Source organism: Caulobacter sp. DWP3-1-3b2 (genome assembly GCF_049896325.1).
Taxonomy (GTDB): Bacteria; Pseudomonadota; Alphaproteobacteria; order Caulobacterales; family Caulobacteraceae; genus Caulobacter.
Window position 1 is genome coordinate 47,350 of record NZ_JAFCUB010000027.1, and the last position, 7,094, is coordinate 54,443.

Below are 7,094 nucleotides of genomic sequence, written 5' to 3' on the forward strand. Positions count from 1 at the left end.
CTAACTGCCGATCACGCCCCCTCCGTCGGCTGCGCCGACACCTGCCCCACAGGGAGAAGAATGCCTACTTCCGCGCCAGCCACCGACTGACCTTGGCGTACAGCACCTCGCGCTGCACGGGCTTGGCCACGTGGTCGACCATGCCGGCGGCATAGCAGCGCTCGACCTGCTGGGGCAGGGCGTCGGCGCTCATGGCGATGATCGGAATCTTGCCGGCCTCTCCGTCGAGGGCGCGGATGGCCCGGGTGGCGGCCAGGCCGTCCATCTCGGGCATGTGGATGTCCATCAGGATGATGTCGTAGCCGCCGCGCGCGGCCATGGCCACGGCTTGCTGGCCATTGTCGGCGGTCTCGACCCGGCAGCCGACCAGGGCTAGCAGCGCCGCGCCGATCTCGCGGTTCATCGGGTGGTCATCGACGAGCAGGATGCGCGCCGCGCCGGGTTCGGCTGCTGGCTGGGCCTCTGGGAGGTCATAGGCTTCGACCTGCGGCGCGCCGAGCTCCAGCCAGAAGGCCGAGCCGTGACCCAGTGCCGTATCGACGCCGATCCTGCCGCCCATCAACTCGACCAGGGCCTTGCTGATCGCCAGGCCAAGGCCGGCGCCTGCGTAAGCGCGACTGGCCGAGCCGTCGACTTGGCTGAAGCGCTGGAACAGACGCCCTTGCTGCTCGATGGCGATGCCAACACCGGTGTCGACGATCTCGAACCGCAGCCTATCCTCGATCTCGCCCGGCTCAATCGCCAGGCGGGCCCGGATCCGGCCGACCTCGGTGAACTTCACCGCGTTGTTTAGCAGGTTCAGCAGCACCTGACGCAGGCGCAGGCCGTCCAGGTCATGCAGGCCGCCGACCTGGTCGACCACCTCGACCTCGATGGTCAGGCCCTTGTTCTCGGCCTCGGGCCGGATAATGCCGACCGCGTCGTGCAGCACGGCCGCCGCCGAGGTGGGCTGGAACAGCAGCTCCACTTGGCCGGCCTCGACCCGCGAGAAGTCGAGGATGTCGTTGACCACGGTCAGCAGGGCCTTGCCGGCGGTGTCGATCAGACCCAGTTGGCGGCGCGCGTCGGCCGGCAGGTCCGTGCGCTCGACCAGGAGTTGGGAGAAGCCGAGCACGCTGTTGAGCGGCGTGCGGATTTCGTGGCTCATCGTGGCCAGGAATTCGGTCTTGGCCTCGTTGGCGGACAGGGCGCGGGCGCGGGCGGCGCGGGTCAATTGTTCGCGACGGACCAGCAGACGGCGCAGGCGCTCTTGCTGGGCCAGGGCCAGGCCGGTGGCGAGGCTGGTGACGAACAGCACACCGACGAACACTTGGACAAATCGGTTCTGATGAGCGTGGGACCAGCCCGTGGAGATCTGCTGGGTCCACAGGCCGTTCACGGTGAGCGGAATGGCGACGCAGGCGACGATCAGCGAAGCCTGGGCCGCGCCGCGCGGACCCAGGCGGAAAGCGGTCAGCACGGCGGCCGGGAACAGCAGGAACGGGGCGGGCAAGCCCTTGGCGTAGAAAACTGCGCCGCTAAGCCCTGCCATCAGCACGGCCAGCCCCAGCTGTTCCGGCGGCGCCCGTTGAAAGGTGCGGCGATGCTCGGCGTCGATCAGCACCAGCACGCCGGGCAGCACGATGGCCATGCCCAGCACGCCGCACACGAACCAGGCGCCCATCACCGGCAGGAACGGCTGTCGATAGAAGATCAACAGCAGCGTCGCGCAGACCGCTGACATCAGCAAGGCCACCGGAGCGGTCAGGGTGGTCAGCAGGGCCAGCTGTCGCATGGTGCGCACGCGCGGCGGACCGCCGAAGAACCGGCGGATCACCACCCACGCCAAGACGGCTTCGCCGAGGTCGACCACGGTATAGATGACGGCGCGGCCAACACTGTCGCCGACCAACAGGTCGATGACCAGATGGGCCACCAGCGCGATCGCGGCGAGGATGAGCCTGCGGGGGCGGCTGAGAACCAGAAACCCCGCCGTCAGCAGAGCGTTCGACGGCCACAGCGCGGCGATGCCCAAGGCGTCGCGGGTCAGGAAGTCGCTGAAGGCCTGGCTGGCCACCAGCGACACCGCCAGTAGCGCCAGGAGCGAGTCCTGCCGTCGTTGCTCCTGATGGGCGGCGCTAGCCTGCATCTTGATCCCGTTCCCCCGGCGGAAGGAATACGATGAACGACCGCCTTGAGTTTCTTCGATATTCCGGATGTGACGCTTTGTCGCATCCTTAGGCCGAGCGCGATCCCGTCGAGGTTGTGGTCATTCAGCGGGGTTTGTTGGCCGCGCGCCAGGCGTCGATCCGCGCCATCAAGGGCGTGGCGGTGACGCCGTGCACCAGGATCGAACACAACACCACGAAGCCAGTGATTGCCCATAGGCGATCCCACCGCTGGAAGTGCCCGTGATTGAGACCATAGGCCAGGTAGTAGAGCGAACCAATCCCTCGAATACCAAAGAACGCCACGAGGGCCCGTTCGCGGAGGGAGTGGGGCGAGCCGATCAACCCGATCCATCCGGCCAGGGGCCGAATGACGAACACCAGGGCCAGACCAAAGGCGATCTCTTTCCAGGTCAGGGAGTCCAGCAGACCGCCGGCCACCGCCCCACCGAGCAGCACCAGGACCAACATCATCAGCAGGCGCTCCACCTGTTCGGCGAAGTCGTGCATGGCTTCGTGGAAGGCGTGGTCGCGCTCGGTTTCGCGCAGGGCCAGGCCAGCGACGAACACCGCCAGGAAGCCGTAGCCGTGCGCCGCCTCGGTGACGCCGTAGGCCACCAGGGTCGCGCCGAGGGCCACGAGACCGTCGCCCGTACCCGACATCCGGGCGTGCGGCGCCTTGAAGGTGGCCCAGCCCAGCAGCTTGCCGACGCCCCAGCCGACGCTTACGCCCGCCGCCACCCGCCACAGGACGTCGATGGTCAGCCAATGGGTCAGCAGACCCTGACTGGCCGCGCCGCCCGCCAGGGCGATGGCGACGGCGAGATGGACAAAGGGAAAGGCGAAGCCGTCGTTGAGTCCGGCCTCGGCGGTGAGAGAAAACCGCGCCTCGCCCCGGTCGCCGGCCATCGGCGGTCCGACCTGAACATCCGAGGCCAGCACCGGATCGGTCGGCGCCAGGGCCGCGCCCAGCAGCAGGGCCGAGGCCAAGCCCAAACCCAGGCCGTGCATGCCCATCAGGGTCACGCCCAGGATACTGAGCGGCATGGTGATGGCGATCAGCCGCCAGGCAGAAGCCCAGCGCTTCAAGCCGATCCGCCGGTCGATCTTCAGGCCCGCGCCCATCAGCGAGACGATGACCACGATCTCGGTCATGCGTTCGGTCAGGGTGGAAAAGCGCAATGGATCGGAGCGGAACGGCACGACGCCGCCGTGGAACACCGCGACCCCGATCAGGACACAAAGAATAGCCAGCGACAGCGGCAGGCGGCTAAGCGCCATCGGCAGCCAGGCGACCAGCAGCACCACAACGCCCAGGCCCAGCAGGAATAGCAGATAAGGATCGAACATCCCGTCCCTAACGCATGGAAGCTCGTGACGACCTTGTCTCACCGCAGAACAAATTGTCCAGCTTGTGCGTTAAGGCGCCAAGGGAGCGCCCATGGACAAGCTTTTCGCCAAATTCGCCAACGCCACCGCCAAGATCACCGGCAGCCCGCCCGCCTTTCTGATCTGCGTGCTGATGGTGCTGGTCTGGGCCGCCAGCGGACCGCTTTTCAAGTTTTCCGAGACTTGGCAGCTGGTGATCAACACCGGCACGACCATCATCACCTTCCTGATGGTGTTCCTGATCCAGAACATCCAGAACCGCGACGGAACTGCCGTTCAGACCAAGCTTGACGAACTGATCCTGACCTCAGCCGCAGAGAACAAGTTCATGGGCATCGAGAAGCTGACCGACAAGGAGCTGGAGGCCATGCACGCCCGCTGCACCGAGCATGCGGAGATGGCCCAGTTGCGCTTGGGCAAGATTGGCGAAGAACGTGAGAAGCGGACCAAGTCCAAGGCCTCACCGCGTATCAAGCGCAGTCCGGCCAAGCGCCCGCCGGCCAAGGACGCGCCAGCGCGCCGGGTGAAGACCTCTTAAACAACGCTCATTTTGGCGAATGCCGAGAGGCTACTTCTTCTCCAGCAGCAGCGTGCCCTGCTTCTTGACCTGACCGGTGATCTTGCTGGCGATCATGCCCAGCAGGCCGGGCAGGACGATGTCCATCCGCACCGATTGCTCCATCACGAACAGCGCGCCCGAGATGGTCTGACCCATGGCCAAGGCCGAGAAGTTCAGGGTGTCGCCGTCCCAGGTCTTCCGAACGTCCTTGAGCGCGCCGCCCGCCTGGCCGATCAACTGTCCAAACCCCTCCTCGATGCGGCGACGCGCCTCGGCGGCGCCGAGCTGATGGGGAATGGTGATGGTGATCGGCTTGCTCATTCGTCGGGCTCTCGTTCGGCAGGGCTAACGCCCAGAAGCGACATATGGGTGCGAAAACCGTCGTTGGCCACGTCCGGATCTGACGCAGCGGGCGGCGATGGTCACGGTGTCCACGGAGAACGCCATGACCGACATCCCCATGCCCAGCCTTTTCCAGCCCCAGACCCGTCCGGTACACTTCACTCGCCCGGGCCGTCCCGGCGGCGTCGTGGGCGCGCTGAACTATGCCGGCGTGCTGCTGGTGTGGGTCGTGCTGTTCGTATGGGATCCCCGGTTGGCCATGCAGGTGCTTCGCGAGCGCCGCGCCGACTCGCCGATCCCGCGCCGGATCGGTTGAAGAGTCTCGCCAAACTGGCTTATCGATGAGCCATGCAGCGCACCGTCTCGATCGTCCCTGTCAGCCACCGCCTGAAGGCGCCGTTCCGCATTTCGCGCGGGGTCAAGACCGCCGCCGAGACGGTGGTGGTCGAGGTCGTCGAAGGGGATCTGATCGGGCGCGGCGAGTGCGTTCCCTATGCCCGCTACGACGAAACGGTCGAGAGCGTCATCGCCGAACTGCAGCCACCCGTCCAGGCCCTGCGGGATGGCGCCGCGCCGCATGAGGCCCTTGCGCTGCTGACGCCCGGCGCGGCCCGCAACGCCCTGGACTGCGCGCTCTGGGACTTGCGAGCCAAACGCGAGGGGCTGAGCGTCGAGGCCTTGACCGCTCTGCGTGTGCCCGACCGCCTGATCACCGCCGTGACCATCAGTCTGGACACCGTCGAGGCCATGGGCGCGGCCGCTCTGGTGGTGGCAAGCGCGCCGCTGATCAAGGTCAAGCTGTCGGCCGACGACCCCGCCGCGCGGCTGCTGGCCGTGGCGCGGGCCGCCCCGCACGCCCGCCTGATCGTCGACCCCAATGAAGGCTGGGATTTCGCCACGCTCGACGGGCTCAAACCCATCCTGTCGGACCTGAATATCGCCTTGGTCGAGCAACCGCTTCCGGCCGGGGAAGACATGGCGTTGGAGGGCTATGATCCGCCCTATCCGATCTGCGCCGACGAGTCGGTGCATACCGCCGAGGACTTGGCGGCTCTGAAGGGTCGCTATGGCGCCGTGAACCTCAAGCTCGACAAGGCTGGCGGACTGACCGAGGGGCTGCTGATGCTGGAGGAGGCCCGCAACCACGGCTTCACCCTGATGGTTGGCTGCATGGTGGCCCCGTCCCTGGCGATCGCGCCGGCGCTGCATCTGGCGGGGTCCTGCGCCTTCGCGGATCTCGATGGACCCTGGTGGCTGGCGGAGGATTATCCCGGCGGCGCGCGAGTGGCCGACGGGTGGTTGACGCGACCGGCGGAAGGCTTCTGGGGCGACGGCGTGACAGCGGCGGGGCTGTGGCTTTGACCCTCGACCCGCTCCCCTCCGGGAGAGGTAGGGGTCCAAGCGAAGCTCGGGAGGGTGAGGGGTTTAGACGTCCGCGCTGGGATCGCCGACCTGTCGCAGGTGGATGCGATCGAGGTCTACGACTGCTTCACCGCCACGCATTACATGGCCATCGACCACCTCGGCTTGACCGCGCCGGGCGAGAGCTGGAAGGCGATCGAGGACGGCTCCATAACCATGCGCGGCCGCCTGCCGATCAACCCGTCGGGCGGCGGCTCGACCACGACAACGGTGAGCCTGTTGGTGGGGGTGTAGATTCTCCCCTCAGAGGGGGAAGGATCTTCCTTACGCCGCCAGACGTAGCTACCATCAATTTGAAAGTTCAATCGTGCCTCTGCTCACCCTCTTCCTGATCAACGCCGCCGTCTCCGCCGCCGCTTTCCTCGGCCTGTGGCTGATTGGCCTGCGGCTCAAGGACGTCAGTTTCGTCGACGCCTGGTGGGGCGTGGGCATGGCGCTGATCGCCTGGAGCACGCTGGCCCAGGTCGGCGTGACGCCGCACGGGGCGCTCCTGACCGGCCTGTGCACCCTGTGGGCCGTGCGCCTGGGTGGCTATCTACTGTGGCGCTGGCGTAAGCAGGGACCAGACCGCCGCTACGTGACCATGATGCACCATGCCGAGACCGTGCGGGGCTGGAGCTTCGCCAAGGCCTCGCTGCTGATCGTGTTTTCGCTGCAATATCTGCTGCAGTTCGTCGTGGCCCTTCCGGTGCAACTGGGTCAACTCAGCCCTTCGCCGCTCGGCCCCCTGGCCATCGCCGGCGCGGTGCTGGCGGTGGTGGGCATCGGCTTCGAGAGCCTGGGCGACTGGCAGTTGCTGCGCTTCAAGGGCGACCAGGCCAACGCGGGCAAGGTGCTGGACACCGGCCTGTGGCGCTACACCCGACACCCCAACTATTTCGGCGACGCCTGCGTCTGGTGGGGCCTCTACCTCGTCGCCGCCGAAACGGGGCTGGGGGCGTGGTCGCTGCCGGGCCCGATCCTGATCACCGTGCTGCTGACCCGGTGGAGCGGCGTGCCGACCGTCGAGGGGCGCATGCGCCGCAAGCGGCCGGACTACGAGGCCTATGTGGCGCGGACGTCTGGCTTCGTGCCGTGGTTTCCGAAGAGGGGGTCACGCTAAAACCCTCTCCCACGGGGCTAGCAGATTCACACATGTCTGAGGGCGGCCTGTAAGTTAGCCAGGGTCCAGCCGCATTTGCGGTCCTGGAGGCTGCGCCAACCGCGTAGCATGACGATGGGGCCGGGCTTGCCGT

7 protein-coding genes and 1 pseudogene are annotated in these 7,094 nt (G+C 66.9%); 5 read left to right on the forward strand and 3 right to left on the reverse strand.

Translation table 11 applies throughout. The annotated features are described in order from the left end of the window. Positions 1-64 precede the first annotated feature (64 nt). Complete coding sequence (locus ACP7AG_RS15850) at positions 65-2,128, reverse strand: response regulator (protein WP_426031968.1); 2,064 nt, start codon at positions 2,126-2,128, stop codon at positions 65-67. A 124-nt stretch (positions 2,129-2,252) separates the two neighbouring features. Next, complete coding sequence (locus ACP7AG_RS15855) at positions 2,253-3,497, reverse strand: cation:proton antiporter (protein WP_426031970.1); 1,245 nt, start codon at positions 3,495-3,497, stop codon at positions 2,253-2,255. A gap of 91 nt (positions 3,498-3,588) precedes the next feature. On the opposite strand from ACP7AG_RS15855, the gene ACP7AG_RS15860 reads away from it, so the two are divergent. Beyond that, positions 3,589-4,074, forward strand: coding sequence for a low affinity iron permease family protein (locus ACP7AG_RS15860; RefSeq protein ID WP_426031972.1), 486 nt, complete (start codon positions 3,589-3,591; stop codon positions 4,072-4,074). 30 nt (positions 4,075-4,104) lie between these two features. Here the strand turns inward: ACP7AG_RS15860 and ACP7AG_RS15865 are convergent, their stop codons facing one another. After that, positions 4,105-4,416, reverse strand: coding sequence for a polyhydroxyalkanoic acid system family protein (locus tag ACP7AG_RS15865; RefSeq protein ID WP_426014136.1), 312 nt, complete (start codon positions 4,414-4,416; stop codon positions 4,105-4,107). Between the two features lie 124 nt (positions 4,417-4,540). Between ACP7AG_RS15865 and didA the strand changes: the two genes are divergently transcribed. The 4 genes and pseudogenes from didA to ACP7AG_RS15885 all read left to right on the forward strand — a co-directional run bounded on the left by didA (position 4,541) and on the right by ACP7AG_RS15885 (position 6,961). Then, positions 4,541-4,753: a DNA damage-induced SOS-independent cell division inhibitor A gene (didA, locus tag ACP7AG_RS15870; protein ID WP_426014133.1), complete on the forward strand. Its 213-nt coding sequence runs from the start codon at positions 4,541-4,543 to the stop codon at positions 4,751-4,753. A 32-nt stretch (positions 4,754-4,785) separates the two neighbouring features. Further along, entirely contained in the window at positions 4,786-5,799 is a 1,014-nt protein-coding gene (dgcA, locus tag ACP7AG_RS15875; RefSeq protein WP_426031974.1) for an N-acetyl-D-Glu racemase DgcA, read from the forward strand. A 72-nt stretch (positions 5,800-5,871) separates the two neighbouring features. Continuing rightward, positions 5,872-6,093, forward strand: a pseudogene (locus ACP7AG_RS15880) (thiolase C-terminal domain-containing protein); the annotation flags it as partial. Positions 6,094-6,166: 73 nt separating this feature from the next. Beyond that, positions 6,167-6,961, forward strand: a complete 795-nt coding sequence (locus ACP7AG_RS15885) for a DUF1295 domain-containing protein (RefSeq protein WP_426031976.1) — start codon at positions 6,167-6,169, stop codon at positions 6,959-6,961. Positions 6,962-7,094: the final 133 nt, after the last annotated feature.